This window comes from Bacteroidia bacterium (assembly GCA_023228875.1).
In the GTDB taxonomy this organism is placed as follows: domain Bacteria; phylum Bacteroidota; class Bacteroidia; order NS11-12g; family UBA955; genus JALOAG01.
The window spans coordinates 23,602-43,813 of record JALOAG010000009.1 but is presented as its reverse complement, the minus strand read 5'-3'; the positions used below and the strand labels follow the sequence as shown (position 1 = coordinate 43,813).

Below are 20,212 nucleotides of genomic sequence, written 5' to 3'. Positions count from 1 at the left end.
TGTGTTAGAGGTTGTAGTCAAAATTCTTTTATATGGTCCTCAGCTAAAAACAACAAAGTCTGTCAAGACTAATCTCAACAGACTTTTGTTAAAGGAAAACAGCTATGAAAAGAAGTTCTTTATGAACAACCTGTGGTACTGCCACAAGTCAAACAAGTGTAGCAAGTTCCGCTACGTACTGTCATGTTACCACAATTCTTACAAGTTGGGGCATCACCTTGCGCAGGTATTTTGTTGTGAATATGAGTTGAAGAGTGTTCAATCTTTTCATGCTTTTCAACCGAAACAGTGTGTGTATGCTTGTGGGTTTGAGTAGGTTTACCTACTTCTTTATCTATATGATGGTGTTTCTGCTCACTTTTTTCCGGCTTAACGTGTACTAAATCTTCTCTATCACAATATTCAAACCCTAACATTCTAAAGATAAAGTCCACAACAGATGTTGCTTGTTTGATATTGTCATGTCCTTCAATTCTGCCTGCGGGTTCAAAACGTGTAAATGTAAATTTTTCAACATATTCATCTAAAGGAACACCATATTGCAATCCAATAGAAATAGCAATCGAAAAGCAGTTCATTAAAGAACGGAAAGATGCGCCTTCTTTATGCATATCAACAAAGATTTCACCTAAGGTTCCGTCAGCATATTCACCTGTTCTGACAAAAAGGGTGTTTCCTTCAATTTTTACTTTTTGGGTAAATCCTCTTCGTTTGCTTGGGAGTTTCTTTCTTTCAACAATATCACTCAACTGACGTTTGAACTGAGTATCGGTTGACATACTAATAATGCGTTTTGCTGCATTCAGTACAATGTCCGGAGCAAGCTCAGCTATAGAAATTTCACCATTTTCGCCTACTGCTTTATCAACGAGTGTGTTCATATCACTCGCTGTCTCAACTTTTTCTTCTTTTGTATCAGATTTGTTTGACAGCGGTTGAGAAAGTTTACATCCGTCTCTATACAGCGCATTGGCTTTCACACCAAGTTCCCAGCTCATTTTGTAGCAAGATTTAATATCATCTACAGTAGCTTCATTAGGAAGGTTAATTGTTTTTGATATTGCACCGGAGAGGAATGGTTGAGCTGCTGCCATCATCCTAATATGGGCATGCGGGTGAATGTATCTTTGTCCTTTTGCACCACAACGGTTTGCACAGTCAAAGACAGGCAGATGTTCTTCTTTTAGGAAAGGTGCACCTTCGATTGTCATTGTACCGGAAACGTATTCGTTGGCTTCTTCTATTTGTTGTGCAGTAAATCCAAGTGCTTTAAGCATATTGAAGTTAGGTGCATTGTATTGCTCAGGTTTGAATCCCATTCTTTGCATTGATTCTTCGCCTAAGATAGATTTGTTGAATACAAAGCCAATTTCAAATGCTGTTGGTGCACCTTGTTCAATTGCTCTCAGGTCATTATCATTAAAGCCTTTGGCTCTGAGTGTAGTCGGGTTAATGTGAGGACAGCCTTCAAATGTGCTATGCCCTTTTGCATAGGCAACAATCTCATCTACTTCCTCAGGGGTATATCCCATGTTTTTGAGTGCCAGCGGAATAGATTGATTGATAATTTTGAAATATCCGCCACCGGATAATTTCTTAAATTTTACCATTGCAAAATCTGGTTCAATACCTGTGGTGTCACAATCCATCAGAAGTCCAATAGTACCTGTAGGGGCAATTACGGTAACTTGAGCATTTCTGTAGCCGTATTGTTCACCTAATTTAAGTGCTTTATCCCAACTGTCACAAGCTGCTTGAAGCAGGTTTTCAGGGCAGTATTGCGGGTCAATACCTACTGCAGGAATGCTCAATCCTTCGTATGCCAAAGGAGTGTTATAAGCAGCGTAGCGGTGATTTCTTATCACACGTAACATGTGTTTTTTGTTCTTTTCATACATTCTGAAAGTGCCCAATGTAGCAGCCATTTCAGCAGATGTAGCGTAGGCAGTACCTGTAAGAATAGAAGTTAATGCACCACAAATTGCAGTTGCTTTCTTGCTATCATAAGGAATTCCGGATACCATTAACAATGTACCTAAGTTTGCATAACCCAAACCAAGTGTTCTGTAATCATAAGAAAGTTGAGCCACTTCTTTGCTTGGGAACTGTGCCATCAACACAGAAATCTCTAATACAACTGTCCAAATTCTGGAAGCGTATTCATAAGAAGCTACGTCAAACTCAAGTGTATCAGTATCAAAAAACTTCATTAGGTTTAATGATGCAAGATTACAAGCCGTATTATCAAGGAACATGTATTCAGAACATGGGTTAGAAGCGTTGATTCTACCGCCTTCTGGACAAGTATGCCAATCATTGATTGTGTCATCATATTGTACTCCGGGGTCAGCACAAGCCCATGCAGCATAAGAAATATCGTCCCAAATTTTTTGAGCAGGAATTGAATCCATCACCCTGCCGTCAGTTCTGGCAATTAAGTCCCAATTTTCACCTTTTTCTAATTTTTTGAAGAAAGCAGCCGGAATACGCACAGAGTTGTTAGAGTTTTGTCCTGCCACAGTTTGATATGCCTCACCTTCGTAATCGCTAGGATAGCCGGCAGCAATTAGTGCAGCCACTTTTTTCTCTTCATTCTTTTTCCAATTAATGAAGTCCATTATTTCAGGGTGATCTAAATCAAGACACACCATTTTGGCTGCTCTGCGAGTTGTTCCACCGGACTTGATAGCACCGGCAGCACGGTCTCCTATTTTTAAGAATGACATTAAACCTGAAGATGTTCCACCGCCAGAAAGGTTTTCATTTCTTCCTCTAATTTTTGAGTAGTTAGTTCCTACACCTGAACCATATTTGAAAATACGCGCTTCTCTCACCCACAAATCCATGATACCACCTTCGTTTACTAAATCATCATCCACAGATAAAATAAAGCAAGCGTGTGGTTGTGGTCTTTCATAGGCATTGGTAGAACGTGTTAATTTTTCAGTTTTAGGATCTACATAATAGTGTCCTTGAGGCTCTCCTTTGATAGAATATGCTGTATATAAACCTGTGTTAAACCATTGAGGAGAGTTAGGCGCAGCTTGTTGAGCCAACAATGAGTACACTAACTCATCATAGAATATTTGAGCATCATTCTCAGAGGCAAAGTAACCATAAGTTTGACCCCATTGTTTCCAGCAGTCAACCAATCTGTGTACAGTTTGTTTTGCACTGGTTTCTCCGGCAAGTGTACCATTGGGTTGGGGCACTCCTTTTTTGCGAAAATATTTTTGTGCTAATATATCTGTAGCAACTTGGCTCCATCCTGCGGGAACTTCTACGTTTTTCATTTGAAAAACTAAATCTCCATTTGGATTTCTAATTTCTGATGTTCTATATTCATATTTGAATAAATCGTAAACAGAAACATCCTCTTTGGTGTTGTGTCTGGCAAATGTAAGCCCTTGTTTTTGTATATTTTTATTACTCATAATCAATCATTTATAGATTAAAAAGCAGGACAGAAAAAATGCCCTGCTTGTGGTTTTCAAAAGTATTTTAGATTTGTTTGATTGAGGTTTTCACTTTTCCACAAGTTTTAAAAAACACCCCTTTTCTTTCAAATTTACACCAATTATTTCAATCATTAAAATAGAATTATATTTGCTGCCCAAAACAACGATTAACAAGCCTTATCACACTGAATGTCTGTTTTAAAATCCATACGCGAAGCAAAAAGTGCAAACAAAAAATTTCTTGCTATCTTAATTGACCCTGATACAGATTTTACAAACGTTAAAGCAGTGTTGGAGAATGCAAAAAAAGTGCATGTGGATATCATTTTTGTCGGGGGTAGTTTGCTCTATCAAGGAAGGATTGATGAGTGTATTGATTTTATTAGAAAGTATAGTGATTTGCCTATAACTATTTTTCCCGGAAGCGAAATTCAAATGAGTAACAAAGCTGATGCGATCTTGTTGTTGTCCCTCATTTCGGGTCGTAATGCTGATTTATTAATTGGCAAACATGTTGTTGCTGCTCCATTTCTCAAGAAAATGAATCTTGAGGTTATTCCAACCGGGTATATGTTAGTTGACGGAGGCAAAACAACAACTGCATCCTATATTAGTCAAACAGTTCCAATTCCTTCTGACAAGCCGGGTATTGCAATGGCTACTGCGATGGCTGGCGAGTATTTGGGTTTGCAGTTGATTTACATGGATGCAGGCAGCGGTGCTCACAATCAGGTGCCTCCCGACATGATACAGATTGTTCGTAAAAGTATTTCAATACCAATTATTGTGGGTGGCGGCATTAAATCCAAGGACCAACTGGTTGCAGCATGGAACGCAGGTGCAGATGTGGTTGTAGTCGGAAATATATTGGAGAATAATCCTGACGAACTATTGGGATTGAGATAGCGTTTGTCTATCGAGTATAATTCGGAGCTTCTTTTGTGATTTTTACATCATGCGGATGACTCTCCCTGATACCAGAACCGGTGATTTTTACAAAAGATGCTTTTTTCAACTCATCAATGGTTTTTGCACCACAATATCCCATTCCTGCTTTCAGTCCGCCAACGAATTGGTAAATCACTTCTGCAACTTTTCCCTTGTAGGCAACATGCCCTACAATTCCTTCGGGTACTAATTTGGCAATTTCTTCTTCCGCATCTTGAAAGTATCGGTCTTTAGATCCATCTTTCATAGCTTCAATAGAGCCCATTCCTCTGTATGTTTTAACTTTTCTACCTTCGTACAACGTAGTTTCTCCGGGTGTTTCTTCTGTACCTGCATAGATTCCGCCCGCCATCATGGTGTCTGCTCCGGCAACGATGGCTTTCACTAAGTCTCCGCTATATCGCACCCCTCCATCTGCAATGATAGGTACTCCGCTTCCTTGAATTGCGGTTGCTACATCAATTACGGCAGAGAGTTGCGGAACACCGATTCCGGCAATGATTCTTGTTGTACAAATAGAACCCGGACCCACTCCCACTTTCACCGCATCTGCTCCGGCTTTAACCAGATCTTTTGCTGCTGCACCGGTTGCAATATTTCCGCAAATTACTTGCAGGTCTTTATATTTCTTCTTTATTTTTTGGAGTTCGTTGATTACGCCCTTGCTGTGTCCGTGAGCTGTATCTAATGCAACCACATCTACCCCTGCCTCAACCAAAGCATCTACTCTTTTCATAGTATCGGCTGTAACACCAATGGCTGCTCCTACACGCAGTCTGCCAAACTCATCTTTGCAAGCTTTGGGATAACTGATTACTTTTTGTATGTCTTTGAATGTTATTAGCCCTACTAATTTGTTGTTTTTGTCAACAATAGGAAGTTTTTCTATTCTGCGCTCTTGTAGGATTGCACGGGCTTGCATTAGATCTGTGCCTACTTTACCTGTAATGAGTTCGTCTTTTGTCATCACCTTATCAATTTTCTTACTCATATCTTTTTCGAAACGCAAGTCTCGATTGGTAATGATGCCTATGAGTGTACGCTTAGAATCAACAATCGGAATGCCTCCAATACTGTTATCCTTCATTAAGTGTAAGGCATCAGCGATGGTGTCATTTTTTGACAAGGTAATAGGGTTCATAATCATTCCGCTGTCCGCTCTTTTGACTCTGCTAACCTCTTTAGCCTGTTGTTCAATCGTCATGTTTTTATGAATAATGCCGATTCCGCCTTCACGCGCCATAGCAATTGCCATATCGGATTCGGTAACTGTATCCATAGCAGCAGATACAAGTGGTATATTCAATGAGATTTTTTTGGTAAGCTTTGTAGTTGTGTTTGTTTCTCTGGGTAATACTTCTGAGTATGCAGGAACTACAAGTACATCGTCAAAGGTTAAGCCCTCGTTGATGATTTTATTCGTTATATTGTTGGGCATTGTGCAAATAATTTCTGTTGTTATTTGCGGTGCAAAAATATAACAAATAATTGAGCTGTAACAGATTTTTGTCTTATTCTGTGATGATTAGAAACATTTTTATTCTGTAACCTTGATTACATTTACAGGACATGCTTTGGCAGCATTCTGTACTGATTCCAGTTCTGACTCATGTACTTTGGCGGTATGAAAACCTTTGCGGTCATACGAATTAAGCAAAACTGCCTTGCCATCTTTTTTTGACATGGTGAATCGTTGAGGTGCATGCTCTCTGCAATAATTACATCCTATACATTTGTCGCGTATGAGTGTGATGGTAATCATTGTTCTGCGCTCACAACTTTGTAAAGTTTATCGCTCTTGCGAATGATTGTATCCAATTTAATTCCACACAACTCTCCTTTAACAGCTTCCTCAACGGGTCCGTGTGCAGTGTGCAATTCCTCTACTATGGTTTCGATGACTCCTGTTTTGGGTCCGGTTATTAAAATTGAATCTCCTTTTTTGAGAGAATGTGTTTCGATTAGGAATTCTCCTACTCCAATTTTACTGAAATAATTGTTTCCTTTACCCAAGTAAACTTTTCTTTGTTTGGCTTTAGAACCGGAAGTGTCAGTCCATTCACCTAACTTTTGACCTAAGTAATATCCTGACCAAAAGCCGCGATTGTAAACATTCTCCATTTCTTCTTTCCATATTGCTGCTTTTTCTTTGCTATAATTTCCTTCTAAATAGGCATCTACTGCTGCTCTATAACATTTTGTAACAGTTTTGACATATTCCGGTCCTTTTCCTCTTCCTTCGATTTTAAGTACTGTAACTCCACTGTCTAACACTTCATCCAAAAAATCAATGGTACACAAATCTTTGGCAGACATTATATATTCATTTTCAATCGCGAATTCATGTCCTTCTTCTCGGTCTGTAACTTTATATTCTCTCCTGCAATTTTGAATACACGCACCTCTGTTTGCAGATGAGTTGTGGGTATGTAAGCTCAAGTAGCATTTACCGGATACTGCCATACACAAAGCTCCATGAACAAAAATTTCTATTTCAATCAATCTTCCTGAAGGTCCTTTGATTTGCTCCGCTTCAATGGCGTCAACGATTTTCTTTACTTGAACAAGGCTTAGTTCTCTGGCTAATACAATCGTATCAGCAAACAGTGCATAAAATTTTACGGTTTCAATGTTGGTAACATTCACTTGGGTTGAAATATGTACTTCCATTCCCACAGAACGTGCATAAGCAATAACTGCTTGATCTGCTGCAATGATGGCTGTAATACCTGCTTCTTTAGCAGCATTGGTAACGGTTTTAATGATGGTTAAATCATGGTCGTAAACAATAGTGTTTAGTGTCAGATAGGAGCGTATATTGTTTTCTTTACAAATTCGGGCAATCTCCGGTATGTCTCCTAAGGTAAAATTCATGGTAGCACGTGCACGCATATTTAATTGATCTACACCAAAATAAACTGAATTTGCACCACCTTGTATGGCTGCCATCATTGAATCAAACCCACCGGCAGGCGACATGATTTCAACATTCCTCTTCATAAGGCTTGCAAAGATATAGCTAAATTCAGCCTTGAGGGAATTATTTAAACCTTGATTTTATTGATTGTATCATGATATGACTTTTGGCAATCAATATGGTTTAAAGTTTCTGTCTTTTACTCTGCGGATTAGATTGTTAATGATTTGGTTGGTTTCTGTTGACCATTGTGCTTTATACAATACCAAAATAAAAATCCCGGCTATGACAACAGTTCTTACACTTATATCTAACCAAGCATTTGTCAACGTTGGAATTATAAAATTAACACCAATAGCTATTATAAATAGGAAGGCAGTTTTAAGTTGGGTAATGGTAAAGGAATGAAAACCAAGTTTTGTATAAATGGTTATACCTATTATGATTTGTTGGATAATAATAGTAATAGCAGTAGCAATAGCTGCACCTGTCAAACCATAAACAGGTATCAACAATAAGTTGAGTAATATTCCAATTACAGCGGTTACAATGGTCATCAACAAGGTGATATAATAATAGCGAGAGTACATAATAATCACCTGTCCCATGCTTGTAATGAGTTCAATACATTTAGAAATAGCCAAAATATAAATTACAGCAGTACCTCCAATATACAGATCTCCATTGGGCATTATTTTGTACATACTGTCAATGTTGATGAGTATGCACAGCAATAGAAAGAGTGCGGATATAAAGAGTAAGGTAGATGTTTGTTTGTATAATTTCTCTGTTTCGGAATGGTTCTCGTCAACCATTTGCTGCGAGATTTTGGTTGAAAGAATCTGAACCAAAGACCTTCTGGGTATTTCGATAATGGTGGCTACGTAAACAGCAATCATATAAACACCTGTATAGTCTAATCCCATTTTAGCACTGATCATAATCATATCAATTTTGGCAAGGATAAATCCACTTAAACTTCCAAGTGTGATAATGCCGGTGTAGTTTAAAAAATCTCTGACTATGTGCGTGTTGTTTTTCAGATAATGAAAATCAGGTCTGAGATGAATCTTGCGTAGTTTGGCTGAATAAATAAAAATTAACAGCAAAGGGACAAAGTAAAAAATTACTAGCAGCAAGACAGATTGATAGAAATTGAGCCAACCGAAATAATACAACAAGAAAGCAACTGCTGTCAAAACCCTCATTAGAATTTCTTTAAGAAACTTAGGAATAACAATCCTGTTTTCAATAGCGGCAGTAACCTCAAAAACAGAGAAAAAAATCTGAGTGAATGCCAATGGAATTAACAAGAGATAATATTCTAAAAACGCAGCAGCTTTTTCACTGAAGTAAGACACAACCCAAGATTTCCCAACAATCATGAGTAGGGTAATAACCATAAAACCTACAAAAGGGATGAAAGCAGCCCAAAAATCAAAGCCATGTAGTTTTCCGTTCGGGTCATCCTTAAAATGAGGGTAATAGCGGTACATAGAGCTTGAAATACCCAATGTTGCAAAACCGGCAAGCATCACCATGTTTTCTGTCAGCATTTTGATAATTCCTATCTCTGATTCAGAAAAAATCAAAGGCATCAGAATTAACATATTTACTACGCCAACCAATACACCAACATAGTTGGCAAAAGAAGCCTTTAGCGTTTGTCTGACAACTAAACCCATTGTTATTTAGCTTGCAAAGTTATTTGCTTTGTCTGTTTATTTACGGGCAACAGAATATTTTTAGTTAATCGAATTTTTTAACTTTTTTTGCATCGCTATCATCCATCATGTCCCTCAGGGTATTACATATCACAACCAATAGTGGCGGAGGTGCAGGAATTGCCGCTCTGAGGATTCACCAAGCTTTGCTAAAAAATGGAGTCGATAGCCACCTTTTATTTCTTAAGGGATCTACGCCACAAAACATCCCGAATGTCCATTCGATTAAGGAATTTAAAAATCCTTGGCTCGTTTTTTTAATTGATAAACTGAACCGAATACTTAATTATAGATTCGGAATAGGCAAACCGGATTGTTTTTTTAATTCCCCTTTTTCTCTTTTCAGATTACATAAACTCCCTTTTATCCAAGACTTTGACCTCATCAATTTACATTGGGTGGTGAAATTCATTGACATAACAAGTTTTTTTTCAAAAATTAACAAACCCATAGTCTGGACAATGCACGACATGAATCCGTTTTCCGGTGGGCTTCATTACAAAACAGATTATGAAGAAAAAGCATATAAACAGTTGGAGGAAAAATTTGTTCAGATAAAAAAAACTGCTTATTCCCACGCTCGCATTGGCATCATTTCACCCTCCGTTTGGTTGTTAGAAGAATCAAAAAAAGCAGCTATTTTTCCGGCACAAACACATTTCACAGCTATCAAAAACCCGATAGATATTGAAAAATATGCTCCGTCCGGTGAAGCAGATTATGAGAAGAAGATTGTGTTGTTTATAGCAGAAAAATCGGGAGACAAGCGCAAAGGATTAACCTATTTATACAAAGCGGTTGAAGAGCTTAAAGAAAAGCAGTTAGAATGGGTTGTGTTGGGCAATCCGGATGAGCACTGTCCCAAACAGATAAAACAAATGGGGTTTGTGAGTTCTTCTGAAGCGTTGGTTCAATGGTACAAAAAAGCAGGAGTATTTGTTATTCCTTCCATAGAAGATAATTTACCCAATACCGTAGTTGAATCACTTGCATGTGGTACTCCCGTTGTGGGTTTTGACACCGGAGGAATTAAAGACATGATTGAGCACAAGGAAAATGGCTACTTAGTCCCGCTAAAAGACACCAAACAATTAGCAGAGGGTATTGAATATGCACTTCAACATCAACAAGAATTATCTAAAAACGCAAGATTGTTTGCAGTAAAAAACTTTGCAAGTGATACCGTTGCTTCTCAATACAAACTCTTTTATGAAAAGATGTTATCCTAATCAAAAGTATTGTGGCTGCGCTATTGCAGCACTCCAATCAAGGTTTGAACAAAAAGAAATGTTAGCAAAATAGAGGTTAGGTTCAAAAATATACCCTCTCTCATCATATCTTTAATTTTGACAGCCCCGCTACTGAAAACAATAGCATTGGGAGGCGTAGCCACAGGCAACATAAATGCACAGCTTGAGGCGATTGCTGCACCTACAAGCAATGTCAAAGGGTTTAAGTTTAACGAATAACTCATGGAATAAAGAATCGGCAGAATGATACTCGCTGTTGCTGTATTAGAGGTGATTTCTGTAAGAAAATTAATAGCTGCAATAACCATCAAAAGAATCACCCATGGCAATACATTCACATCAGCAAAGTGCTGAGCAATCCATTGGGTTAAATCTGTATCTGCAAAACCCTTGGCAATGGCTAATCCTGCACCAAAAATTAATAATACATCCCAAGGCAAACGTTTTGCTGTTTCCCAATTCAATAGTTTTTCTCCCTTTATACCTGAAGGAATAATAAACAATGCGATTGCACCAATCATTGCAATCAACGTATCATCCAAAGCAGGAATAAATTTATTCCACAGAAAGACTCGGGTAATCCAAAAAAAAGCAACCAAACAAAACACCATCAACACTCTTTTTTCCGGCAAGGTAACTGTTCCTAATTCATTATTGTCAAGTTTAAAACCCTGACTCACTCCTCTTCCTAACTTTCTGCTTAAATGCCACCAACAAACCAATAACAAAATCAAACTGAAAGGAGTTGCAAAAAGCATCCAATTCAAAAAAGAGATTTCAATACCTGCCGAATTTTTAAGCACTGCTGCAAGAATAATGTTGGGAGGTGTTCCAATCAATGTAGCCATCCCTCCGCTAGAAGCAGCATAGGCAATACCCAACATCAAGTTTTGCTTAAATAGTTGATTGTTGCCAAAATAAGCAGAAACAGAAAGCCCTATCGGAAGCATCATAACCGCTGTGGCGGTATTCGAAATCCACATTGAAATAAAAGCTGTGGCAACCATAAATCCTAATAAAACACTGCGTTCTCGCGTACCAATTTTCTCAATAATCTTGAAAGCAATGCGTTTGTGCAAATTCCATTTTTCGATTGCTAAGCCTATTAAAAAACCGCCCATAAAGAGAAAAATAAAGGGATTCCCATATTCGGCTGTTGTAGCTTTGAGAGGTAAAGCACCGGAAAGAGGAAACAATACAATAGGAAGCAGCGATGTAACCGGTAGTTCGACTGCTTCTGTAATCCACCAAAACGCAACCCAAAGCGTACATGCCATGACTGCTTTGCCTTCGTGAGACAATCCTTTGATGTCGCTTAAATACACTAACAGAAACAACACAGGTCCAAACAAAATATTGAATATTTGAAGTTGCTTCTTGTTCATTGTAAAGGCTCAAAAGTAGAAAAACAAGCAGTATTACTCTAAAAAATATTTTGCTGTTTACATCAGTAAATTAAAACATAGCAGAACCTCCAATTACAATCTTATATACATACTAACATAAATGTTGCTGAATGGATTTTATACAAATAAATGGATTCTATACATCACTCAAATAAGATTATCTCCCGAATAACTCACTCAAAACTATTACAACTATCATTCGCTAAGTGCTCAACTACAATAGATTCATTGGGTTAGATAGATTTTCATAAACACAATGATTAAATTACTTTTGCAGCCATGAATATTCTTATTCTGGGAACAGGTGCAAGAGAACATGTTTTTGCATGGAAAATCAGTCAAAGTCCTTTGTGCACTAAACTCTATATAGCAAGCGGTAATGCAGGTACTGCACAATGTGGAATCAATATCAATATTAACCCTACAGACTTTGAATCAATAGCGGTATTTTGTATAGAAAAAAAGATTGATCTTGTGTTACCCGGAAATGAAGATCCACTGGTGTTGGGAATCACTGATTTCTTAGAAAAGAAAATACCGGGCATCATGGTTGCAGGTCCTTCAAAAAAGGGGTCACAACTTGAAGGCAGCAAGGATTTTGCAAAAGAATTCATGTTGCGACACAATATACCCACAGCTCGTTTCTCTACTTTTACTAAATCTACACTAAGCCAAGCACACCAATTCTTAGAAACGCTCTCTGCTCCCTATGTTCTAAAAGCAGATGGGCTGGCTGCCGGCAAAGGGGTGTTGATTTGCGCCAACCTTGAAGATGCTAAGAAAAACTTGAATGAAATGCTTGAAAATAGCAAGTTTGGTAAAGCATCAGAAAAAGTTGTTATAGAAGAGTACTTGACCGGAATTGAATTGTCTTGTTTTGTATTGACAGATGGAAAAAACTATTTGATTTTACCGGAAGCAAAAGATTATAAAAGAATTGGCGAAGCAGATACCGGATTAAATACAGGGGGAATGGGTGCAGTATCACCAGTACCTTTTGCTAGCAAAGACTTTTTGTACAAAGTAGAACAGAATATCATCAAACCCACAATTGCAGGCATTCGCAAAGACAAACTCCACTACAAAGGTTTTATTTTCTTTGGTTTGATAAACTACATGGGAGAACCTTATGTCATTGAATATAACGCCAGAATGGGAGACCCGGAAACAGAGGTTGTAATTCCGCGAATCGAAAATGACTTATTAGAACTGTTAGTTGCTGCATGTACAAAGACCCTAAACAAACATCAAATTAAAATCAAAAGAGAGTTTGCCACCACTGTTTTTACAGTGAGCGGAGGCTATCCTGAGGAATATAAAAAAGGTATGGAAATCTCCGGATTAGAATTTATAAAAGACTGTATTCCTTTTCATGCAGGTACACAAGAGTCCGCAGGAAAAATCGTTACATCAGGAGGCAGGGTTATCGCTCTGACTGCACTTGACAACAATATGATGGATGCTCTGCTTAAATCTTACAAAGCAGCCCATACCGTTACTTTTAAGGACAAATATTACCGAACAGATATCGGCAAAGATTTGTTAGACTATCTATAAATTTCAATTATGCCACAACACAACAATTATTCTCATATAACAAACAAACTGCTTACATGGTTCTTCAGGGGACTCTTGATAGTGCTGCCATTGGCAATTACAGTGTATTTGCTCGTTACAATTTTTGCATGGCTTGACGGGCTGTTAGGGTTTAAATATACCGGACTTGGGGTTCTTTTGTTAATAGGTTTCATCTTGGTAATAGGGATGTTCGGAACCAGCCTTATCACAAAACCGGTTATCAATTTGATAGAAACTTTAATTGAAAAAACACCCGGTATCAAATTGATTTACACATCAATAAAAGACTTATTGCAAGCATTTGTTGGTGATAAAAAGAAATTCAACAAACCGGTGATGATCAATGTAGAAGGCGATACAGTATATAAAATAGGTTTTGTTACATCTGAAAGCCTGCAAGATTTAAAAATGGAAGGATATTGCTCTGTCTATATTCCTTTCTCCTACACATTCTCTGGTCATCTATACATTATACATACGAGCAAAATCAAACCCATAGATGGAAATCCGGCTGATTTAATGAAGTTTGTTGCGTCCGGTGGCGTAACACAGCTATAAACACATCATCAAACAGAGCTTAGCCGATCGCAGGCATTTAGAATATTCCTTTCAATTACCTATTTTTGCGCCAAGTGAAAGCAACAATTACCCGTAAAGCCCATTTTAATGCCGCACACAGACTGCACGTCCCTTCATGGTCTGATGAGAAAAATCGGGAGTTTTTTGGACTGTGTAACAATCCTAACTATCACGGACATAATTATGAACTTGAGGTAAGTGTTACCGGAGAGATTGATCCGCTCACAGGATACGCATTTGATATCAGTAAACTAAAAAAAATGATTGAGGAAGAAGTAACCCAATCTTTTGACCATAAAAATCTTAATTTAGATACGCTTGAGTTCAGACACTTAAACCCAACAGCCGAAAATATTGCTTCTGTTATTTGGCAAAAACTAAGATCACACATAGAAAAAGAGATAGAACTTACGGTTACTCTTGCCGAAACACCCAGAAATATCGTAACAGTTAATGGAAAATAATATCAATAATCCCCTGCGGCCGGACGCTTTTAAGCTTTCGGATGAAGAAAAAATGCAAATCATTGAAAGTCATTTTAGAGAAATAATGAACACCCTTGGCTTTGACCTTGAAAATGACAGTTTGAAAGGAACACCGCATAGGGTTGCAAAGATGTATGTAAAAGAAATGTTTTGGGGATTAAACCCAGCGCTCAAACCTAAAGTTACACACTTTGTAAACGACTTTAAATACCGCAAAATATTGATAGAGAAAGATATCAATTTCTACACCCATTGCGAACATCACTTTGTTCCATTTTTTGGCAAAGTTCATTTAGCCTATATCCCAAACGGCAAAGTAATTGGACTGTCAAAACTCAACCGAATTGTAGAATATTATGCCAAAAGACCACAAGTCCAAGAGCGTATGACCATGCAAATTGCTGCAGAACTCAAACAAGCCCTTGACACCCCTAATGTGGCTGTAATTGTAAATGCTAAGCACCTTTGTGTTGCCTCGCGTGGAATTAAAGATGACAGCAGCACAACCACAACCGAAGAATATAGCGGAGATTTTGAAACCTTGGAAGTTAGAAAAGAACTGTTTCGATTACTCAATGTATAACGCTGTAACCTGCTGTGATTCCAAATAAATGTTGCTAAACCCAAAGCACACAGACACAGAGTAAGCACCGTGTTGGGTGATTTTCATTAAATGTAGAACACTTGATCAATTTGAGTTTTAGGTAATTAGCTTAAATGTAAACTAAAATCAATAGAATTTTGACAATTAAATGCAGCACAAATTGATTGTCCTCCTTTGTAACCTAAGTTACTTAGCAACTCCTTTTTTAAGATTACTTTTGCATCGGTTTTAACCATTTATACAAACAACATTATGAACTATACATTTTCAACTATTGTCAATGATGACTTTGATGGAGCAATAACAAAAACTAAGGAAGAATTAAAAAAAGAAGGGTTTGGTGTGATTACAGAAATTGACATCAAAGACACGCTCAAAAAGAAGATTGATGTTGAGTTTAGAAAATACACCATATTGGGTGCTTGTAATCCGGTTTTTGCTCATAAAGCTCTTTCGGTGGAAAATGAAATAGGAGCCATGTTGCCTTGCAATGTAGTTGTGCAGGAAACAGAAGACGGGAAAATTAAAGTGAGTGCAATTGACCCGATTGCTTCCATGATTGCAGTCTCTAATGATAATCTTGGCGAACTTGCTACTCAAGTCAGCGAGAAACTACAAAATGTAATTACAAACCTTAAATAAAATTCAAAATGAAAGCTAACATCGGCAGTACAGATAAAATAGCACGTATTATCCTGGCGATAATCTTTATACTGTTATACTTTTTACACATAGTTACAGGTGTAGCCGGGCTTATTTTCCTTATCTTGGCAATAGTATTCTTGCTTACTGCATTCTTAAATTTCTGCCCTATTTGGCACTTTTTAGGAATATCAACAACAAAGAAAACAGATAACAAAACAACTAATCAATAAAAACACATGTTTGGAATTTTTAAATCATTATTTGGCGCAGAAAATGAACAATTAAAAGAGGTAATAAAAGATGGCGCATTTTTAGTAGATGTACGCACCCCCGGAGAGTTTTCAGGTGGCAGTGTTAAAGGTGCCGTAAATATTCCTTTAGACACCATTCCCGGTAAAGTCTCAAAATTTAAAGGGAAAAAGAACATTGTATTATTCTGCCAAAGCGGAGGAAGATGCACACAAGCAAAAGGTTACTTAGAACAGCAAGGTATTAGCAATATCTATAATGGTGGTTCTTGGTATAATGTTGATGCTATTGTAAACGAAATACAAAACGAAGAGTAGTGGCAGACAGCAAGAGTTTTTGGGATGAACGCTTTGGACAGTCTTCTTATGTTTATGGAGAAAGTCCCAATGCTTATTTGAAGTCCAAACTCTCTGAAATGAAGACCGGCAAAATACTGTTTCCTTGTGAGGGTGAAGGTCGCAATGCAGTGTATGCTGCCACTTTAGGATGGGATGTATTTGCTTTTGACCAAAGTTTAGAAGGCAAGAAAAAGGCTGCACAATTGGCTCTTAAACACAGTGTACAACTGGAATATTCCATTGATGATATTGCACATGTAAATTACACACAAGATTCATTTGATTCTCTCGCATTGATTTTTGCGCATTTCCCTTCTTCAGTGAGGAGACAGCTACACCGAAAACTAGCCGGTTTTTTGAAAAAAGGCGGTTTTCTTATATTAGAGGGTTTTGACAAAGGACACAAAGCAAATCAACAAACAAACCCAAAAGCCGGAGGTCCCGCAGATGTGGATATGTTATTTGATATTCAAGAACTGAAAGAAGATTTTGAAAATTTTGAGTTCATAGAAGCAGAAACGATTATTGACACCTTGCATGAAGGCGATTATCATGTTGGAATATCAAATCTCACAAGGATTTTTGCTATAAAAAAATAAACCTTCTCTATGTTTACATCTGCATATTGGGATAAGCTGTATGAAACCGAGGTCTATTTATTTGGCAAAGAACCCAATCAATACCTGAAAGAGAAGTTAGACAGCGTTTCAACAGGCAGAATATTGTTTCCTGCAGAAGGAGAAGGCAGAAATGCAGTATATGCAGCTCAAAAAGGCTGGGAAGTAACCGCCTTTGATTTGAGTGAAATTTCCAGACAAAAGGCGTTGGCTCTAGCGAAAAACACTTCCGGATCCATACAATATATTGTTGGAAGCGTTGAAGAAATTGATATACCTTTAGACAGTTTTGATGTGCTGGCATTGATTTTTGCGCATTTTGATCCACACAAAAGAAGTGTTTATCATCACCGCTTAAGCCAATACCTAAAGAAAGGAGGAACATTGATAATGCAAGGTTTTGGCAATGGCAATTCAATTGAAAGTGAGCATTCTTCAAATACAAATGACCTCTATTATGACCTGAAACAACTCCAAGAAGATTTTTCTGATTTTGAAATCATAGAAGCAAGAGAGTCTAAAGTCAAGATGAACGAGGGTGTTGTATTGAAAGGAGAATCTGTCATTATCAGTCTGCTTGCCATCAAAAAGTAATTAAAAATAAAGAGAAGTATATTTGCATGAATACCAATTCAAACAATACAATGAAAGAATTATTAAAAGGTTGGAACCTAATGAGGGTTCTCTATTTAGGCATGGGTATATTGATTATCATACAAGGATTCATGGCGCGAGAATGGGTGCTTGCCATGATGGGCGGTTTGCTTTTTATTATGGGAGTATTTAAAATGGGTTGTGCAAATACTCGTTCTTACTGTAACACTACACCTGTTGTAAAAAAGAAAGACGAAAATAAGGATATCACTTTTGAAGAAATAAAATGAGAAAAATCTTTGTCATAGCAATCTTGGGAATATTGGCTTCGTGTAGCAGTAATAGTTCATCAAATCTCATCAGAGAAGATGCTGCAACTCCTGCAATTGATGAACAAGCAATGTTGAAACTGGGTGATAGTATTGCAACACATGCGCAACAAATCCTTTTAGCTAATGTGTCTTCTGCTATCAAAGAACATGGTTTTGCAGGTGCTGTTTCCTTTTGCAATGAAAACGCGATCACTCTCACTGATTCTGTCTCTATACTCCATGCTTCACAAATCAGCAGAGTAAGCGATAAAGCCCGAAACCAAAACAATGAACTGCTGAACGAAATGGACAAACAAGCGTGGGCACAGATTGCTGCCATGATGAGCGATGAAAACGCAGCCAATAAGCATCTGATCATGCGCGAACAAAATGAAGTATTTTACTTCAAAGCTATACCGCTTGGAATGCCTACATGCTTAGCGTGTCATGGTGTAAAAGGGCAAGATATAGCAGCAGAAACGCAAAAAGAAATAAACATCAGATATCCTTTGGACAAAGCCACCGGATACACAATGGGGCAACTTAGAGGCTTATGGAAAATCAAATTAAATACAGAACTATGAACATAATCAAGAACAACCTATTAACCATCATTGGAGTAGTAGTAGGTGCTGTTGCCGGTTTTCTTTATTGGTATTATGTTGGATGCGATTCCGGCACTTGTGCAATTACATCAAAACCACTGAACAGCACTGCTTATGGTGCTTTGATGGGAGGACTGACATTTTCAATGTTTAAAAAAGAGTCAAAAAATGAAGTTTCAAGAAATCATTAATCAAAACAAGCCTGTGTTGGTGGACTTTTCTGCCGAATGGTGTGGACCATGTAAAATGATGGCTCCAATCTTAGAAGACTTAAAAAAACAAGTTGGTGAGCAAGCGAGTATTATCAAAATTGATGTGGACAGAAATCCGCAATTAGCTTCTTCATTACAAATACAAGGAGTTCCGACTCTAATTGTTTTTAAAAATGGTGAAATGAAATGGCGCCAATCCGGTGTGGTTCCTGCTTACGAATTAAACAAGGTTATTCAACAACATCTTTAATGGATAAAGACACCCATTCTAAAGACAAACACTTTTAATATTTCCCTCTCAATTTAATAGTCATTGCTACCTTTTCAATTGCAAAAATATAAGCAGCAATTCGCATATTCACGTTGTATTTCTGTGAATACTCAAAAACCTTATCAAAAGCCTGAGTAATAATTTTGTCTGCTCTCTCATGTACGCTTTCTTCAGTCCACGAATCACCCATTTTATTTTGCACCCATTCAAAATAGGAAACAGTAACACCTCCTGCATTAGCAAGAATGTCCGGCACAACAAGTACGTTGTTATCATTCAAAATTTTGTCTGCATTAGAAGCAATCGGACCGTTTGCTCCTTCAACTATAAGTTTAGCTTTAATTCTCGAAGCATTATTCTCGGTAATCTGGTTTTCTAAAGCAGCAGGAACTAAAATATCACATTCAAGCTCTAAGAGTTCTTCATTAGAGATTTTCACACTTCCTGAATACCCTTCCAAACTTTTGTGTTTATTAACATATTGAATGGCTTCCTCAATATTAAAACCGTTCGCATTAAAATAACCACCTGTAACATCAGAAATTCCAACAATCTTAATGCCCAATTTACTGATTAACAATGCCGATATAGAACCAACATTTCCAAACCCTTGTACCACACAAGAGCATTGGTTGGGATTAAGTCCCAGTATTTTTAATGCACATTTAATACTTACCATTACACCTCTTCCTGTAGCTTCCACTCTGCCGGCAGATCCACCAAGAGTCAGAGGTTTCCCGGTAATTACTGCCGGAGACCATTCCCCTTTAATTTTTGAATATTCATCAACAATCCATGCCATTTCCTGCTGTCCTGTTCCCATATCAGGTGCAGGTATATCTTGATCCGGGCCTATTGTGTGCTGCATAGCCGCAGCATACGCCCTTGTAAGTCTTTCCAACTCTCCCTCTGACATTTTACGGGGATCGCATTTAATTCCTCCCTTACCTCCTCCATAAGGAACACCAACAACAGCGCATTTCCATGTCATCCAAGCTGCTAATGCTTTTACTTCATCAAGATGTACATCCATGGAATAACGAATTCCTCCCTTACTTGGTCCTAAAGTTTGGGAATGAACAACCCTAAAGCCTTCAAAAACCTGAATAGTCCCATTATCCATAAAAACAGGCAAGTGTACAATTACACTTTTTGCAGGGTATTTGAGAACGTTGTAAAGATCTTGATCTAAACCTAATTTGTTTGCAGCTTCTTCAAATCGAGACATCATAGAATCAAGTGGATTCATTTTGGGATTTGTTTTTTCGCTATTCATTTGGATTATAGTATTTAAATTGCGGAACAATTATAGATATTTTCTTTATTATTATTCCTTTTTTGCCTATTTCTACTTTTAACTAACAAAAACACTAAATATCAATATGTTATAAATACTTGCTCACGTGGATTTTATCTTGTAT

22 protein-coding genes are annotated in these 20,212 nt (G+C 37.6%); 15 read left to right on the top strand and 7 right to left on the bottom strand.

The window, feature by feature from the left end:
• Positions 1–119: 119 nt before the first annotated feature.
• Positions 120–3,434: a vitamin B12-dependent ribonucleotide reductase gene (locus M0R38_09430; GenBank protein MCK9481964.1), complete on the bottom strand. Its 3,315-nt coding sequence runs from the start codon at positions 3,432–3,434 to the stop codon at positions 120–122.
• A 213-nt stretch (positions 3,435–3,647) separates the two neighbouring features.
• Between M0R38_09430 and M0R38_09425 the strand changes: the two genes are divergently transcribed.
• A complete protein-coding gene (locus M0R38_09425) occupies positions 3,648–4,364 on the top strand; it encodes a geranylgeranylglyceryl/heptaprenylglyceryl phosphate synthase (protein ID MCK9481963.1) in 717 nt (238 codons plus the stop codon).
• 7 nt (positions 4,365–4,371) lie between these two features.
• Here M0R38_09425 and guaB read toward each other — a convergent pair whose 3' ends face one another.
• The 4 genes from guaB to M0R38_09405 all read right to left on the bottom strand — a co-directional run bounded on the left by guaB (position 4,372) and on the right by M0R38_09405 (position 9,008).
• On the bottom strand, positions 4,372–5,832 hold the full coding sequence (guaB, locus tag M0R38_09420; protein MCK9481962.1) for an IMP dehydrogenase: 1,461 nt from the start codon (positions 5,830–5,832) through the stop codon (positions 4,372–4,374).
• Between the two features lie 111 nt (positions 5,833–5,943).
• On the bottom strand, positions 5,944–6,168 hold the full coding sequence (locus M0R38_09415; protein ID MCK9481961.1) for a ferredoxin: 225 nt from the start codon (positions 6,166–6,168) through the stop codon (positions 5,944–5,946).
• Positions 6,165–7,406 carry a U32 family peptidase gene (locus tag M0R38_09410; protein MCK9481960.1) on the bottom strand — a complete coding sequence of 414 codons (1,242 nt, stop codon included), beginning with the start codon at positions 7,404–7,406 and terminating at the stop codon, positions 6,165–6,167. The genes M0R38_09415 and M0R38_09410 overlap by 4 nt, the downstream gene beginning before the upstream one ends.
• A 90-nt stretch (positions 7,407–7,496) precedes the next feature.
• Positions 7,497–9,008, bottom strand: a complete 1,512-nt coding sequence (locus tag M0R38_09405; GenBank protein MCK9481959.1) for a polysaccharide biosynthesis C-terminal domain-containing protein — start codon at positions 9,006–9,008, stop codon at positions 7,497–7,499.
• Between the two features lie 107 nt (positions 9,009–9,115).
• Here M0R38_09405 and M0R38_09400 point away from each other — a divergent pair, with 107 nt between their 5' ends.
• Positions 9,116–10,276: a glycosyltransferase gene (locus M0R38_09400; GenBank protein MCK9481958.1), complete on the top strand. Its 1,161-nt coding sequence runs from the start codon at positions 9,116–9,118 to the stop codon at positions 10,274–10,276.
• Positions 10,277–10,296: 20 nt separating this feature from the next.
• Here the strand turns inward: M0R38_09400 and M0R38_09395 are convergent, their stop codons facing one another.
• Entirely contained in the window at positions 10,297–11,682 is a 1,386-nt protein-coding gene (locus M0R38_09395) for an SLC13 family permease (GenBank protein MCK9481957.1), read from the bottom strand.
• 300 nt (positions 11,683–11,982) lie between these two features.
• Here M0R38_09395 and purD point away from each other — a divergent pair, with 300 nt between their 5' ends.
• The 13 genes from purD to trxA all read left to right on the top strand — a co-directional run bounded on the left by purD (position 11,983) and on the right by trxA (position 18,770).
• Positions 11,983–13,260, top strand: coding sequence for a phosphoribosylamine--glycine ligase (gene purD, locus M0R38_09390; GenBank protein MCK9481956.1), 1,278 nt, complete (start codon positions 11,983–11,985; stop codon positions 13,258–13,260).
• A 9-nt stretch (positions 13,261–13,269) separates the two neighbouring features.
• Positions 13,270–13,839 (top strand): DUF502 domain-containing protein, encoded by a 570-nt coding sequence (locus M0R38_09385; protein MCK9481955.1) that lies wholly within the window; start codon positions 13,270–13,272, stop codon positions 13,837–13,839.
• A 74-nt stretch (positions 13,840–13,913) separates the two neighbouring features.
• Positions 13,914–14,324: a 6-carboxytetrahydropterin synthase gene (locus M0R38_09380; GenBank protein MCK9481954.1), complete on the top strand. Its 411-nt coding sequence runs from the start codon at positions 13,914–13,916 to the stop codon at positions 14,322–14,324.
• Positions 14,314–14,928 (top strand): GTP cyclohydrolase I FolE, encoded by a 615-nt coding sequence (folE, locus tag M0R38_09375; protein MCK9481953.1) that lies wholly within the window; start codon positions 14,314–14,316, stop codon positions 14,926–14,928. Before M0R38_09380 ends, folE begins: the two co-directional genes overlap by 11 nt.
• 273 nt (positions 14,929–15,201) lie before the next feature.
• Positions 15,202–15,591, top strand: coding sequence for a DUF302 domain-containing protein (locus M0R38_09370; GenBank protein MCK9481952.1), 390 nt, complete (start codon positions 15,202–15,204; stop codon positions 15,589–15,591).
• Between the two features lie 8 nt (positions 15,592–15,599).
• On the top strand, positions 15,600–15,824 hold the full coding sequence (locus M0R38_09365; GenBank protein MCK9481951.1) for a DUF2892 domain-containing protein: 225 nt from the start codon (positions 15,600–15,602) through the stop codon (positions 15,822–15,824).
• A gap of 6 nt (positions 15,825–15,830) precedes the next feature.
• Positions 15,831–16,160, top strand: coding sequence for a rhodanese-like domain-containing protein (locus M0R38_09360; protein ID MCK9481950.1), 330 nt, complete (start codon positions 15,831–15,833; stop codon positions 16,158–16,160).
• The gene (locus M0R38_09355; GenBank protein MCK9481949.1) at positions 16,160–16,780 is read left to right on the top strand and encodes a class I SAM-dependent methyltransferase; all 621 of its coding nucleotides are present in this window, start codon (positions 16,160–16,162) and stop codon (positions 16,778–16,780) included. Before M0R38_09360 ends, M0R38_09355 begins: the two co-directional genes overlap by 1 nt.
• Before the next feature lie 9 nt (positions 16,781–16,789).
• Positions 16,790–17,392 (top strand): methyltransferase domain-containing protein, encoded by a 603-nt coding sequence (locus M0R38_09350; protein ID MCK9481948.1) that lies wholly within the window; start codon positions 16,790–16,792, stop codon positions 17,390–17,392.
• A gap of 26 nt (positions 17,393–17,418) precedes the next feature.
• Positions 17,419–17,682, top strand: coding sequence for a hypothetical protein (locus tag M0R38_09345; GenBank protein ID MCK9481947.1), 264 nt, complete (start codon positions 17,419–17,421; stop codon positions 17,680–17,682).
• Positions 17,679–18,287, top strand: a complete 609-nt coding sequence (locus M0R38_09340) for a DUF3365 domain-containing protein (GenBank protein MCK9481946.1) — start codon at positions 17,679–17,681, stop codon at positions 18,285–18,287. The genes M0R38_09345 and M0R38_09340 overlap by 4 nt, the downstream gene beginning before the upstream one ends.
• Entirely contained in the window at positions 18,284–18,499 is a 216-nt protein-coding gene (locus tag M0R38_09335; protein MCK9481945.1) for a DUF6132 family protein, read from the top strand. Before M0R38_09340 ends, M0R38_09335 begins: the two co-directional genes overlap by 4 nt.
• Positions 18,477–18,770, top strand: coding sequence for a thioredoxin (gene trxA / locus M0R38_09330; GenBank protein ID MCK9481944.1), 294 nt, complete (start codon positions 18,477–18,479; stop codon positions 18,768–18,770). The genes M0R38_09335 and trxA overlap by 23 nt, the downstream gene beginning before the upstream one ends.
• Positions 18,771–18,804: 34 nt before the next feature.
• Here trxA and M0R38_09325 read toward each other — a convergent pair whose 3' ends face one another.
• Positions 18,805–20,067 carry a Glu/Leu/Phe/Val dehydrogenase gene (locus M0R38_09325; protein ID MCK9481943.1) on the bottom strand — a complete coding sequence of 421 codons (1,263 nt, stop codon included), beginning with the start codon at positions 20,065–20,067 and terminating at the stop codon, positions 18,805–18,807.
• Positions 20,068–20,212: the final 145 nt, after the last annotated feature.